The 1004-nt window shown below is 28.4% G+C and carries 2 protein-coding genes; one reads left to right on the top strand and one right to left on the bottom strand.

Annotated elements, in window-relative coordinates:
- The coding region (locus GMA11_RS09235; RefSeq protein WP_205422936.1) for a hypothetical protein at positions 1-272 on the top strand (272 nt) is incomplete at its 5' end.
- On the opposite strand, the gene GMA11_RS09145 is transcribed toward GMA11_RS09235, so the two are convergent.
- Positions 248-1004 (bottom strand): restriction endonuclease subunit S (locus GMA11_RS09145; RefSeq protein WP_205422935.1); only part of this gene is annotated, 757 nt, incomplete at its 5' end. The two genes, GMA11_RS09235 and GMA11_RS09145, sit on opposite strands and share 25 nt — an antisense overlap.

Genomic DNA, 1004 nt, shown 5'->3' with positions numbered 1-1004 from the left:
CGTATTTTAATCATACAACACCATTCTCAGTGGCAGAAAAAGAATGTGAAAAAGGTAGTGAATGGTTAATGCCATTCACTACCAACATACTCACTATTTCTCTCCACCAACACAATTTGACGAAGAGCCGTTTTTATTATTTTAACGGCTTTTTTAGTATAAAATGTTATTTTATAATGCTTGCTATCGCTAATATTTATCTGTTTTTGGGTCAATATTGTAATAATTATAAATACACACGTTGGTATCAAACAAATAGCTCGTTTAAATAAGCTTTTTTTAAATTTTTTAACTTTTCTAATTTACGCTGATGAAGGGCGATGAGGTTGTCTATATTGATTATAAAATTACCAATTTTATTCTGCTCTGAATAATATGGTAGTTTTATTTCAAAATCAGAAAATTTAGAAATCCAATGTCTTTCATGACTTTGTGGTAAATAATTTATATTTTTCAATATACAGTATAAGAAATATAAATTATATTTTTTTAAATCTGTACTTAACAACTTCATTGCAGAACTCTTTATTTTAAAAGGAAAATCCACATAATGAGAGTTTGTTGTAAAATCATCGAATATTATAATTGGATTATTTTCAGATGCCTCTTTTATATTATTTTCATTTGTGTATCCCAATATAAAACTTTGACCAGCAGTTAAAACTGGAATTTTATTTTTATCATCATATTCAGTTGAATTTACTATATACTTTGTTGGTTGTTCATATTCTAAAATTTTCCCTAACTTCTGCTGTTCCCAAGCATAAATAAAACTAGAAAAATGCCTTTTTGGTATACGCTTTCTTTCATCGAGAAACATTTCTGATAAATAAGCCTTTTTTAATATTTTTAACTTATTAAGTTTACGCTGGTGAAAGGCGATGAGGTGGTCGAGATCTCGGAAATATGAGCCTATCTTTTCTTCTTCATCAAGTGACTTTGGAAAAAATATTTTGTATTTCGCAAGTTGCGGAACTGTAAGTTGAGGTACTCCTGTTGACTCA

The sequence above is a fragment of the Granulicatella sp. zg-ZJ genome (genome assembly GCF_010892355.1).
Taxonomy (GTDB): domain Bacteria; phylum Bacillota; class Bacilli; order Lactobacillales; family Aerococcaceae; genus WM01.
The sequence above is the reverse complement of the archived record's forward strand: the minus strand, read 5'-3'. Positions and strand labels throughout refer to the sequence as shown.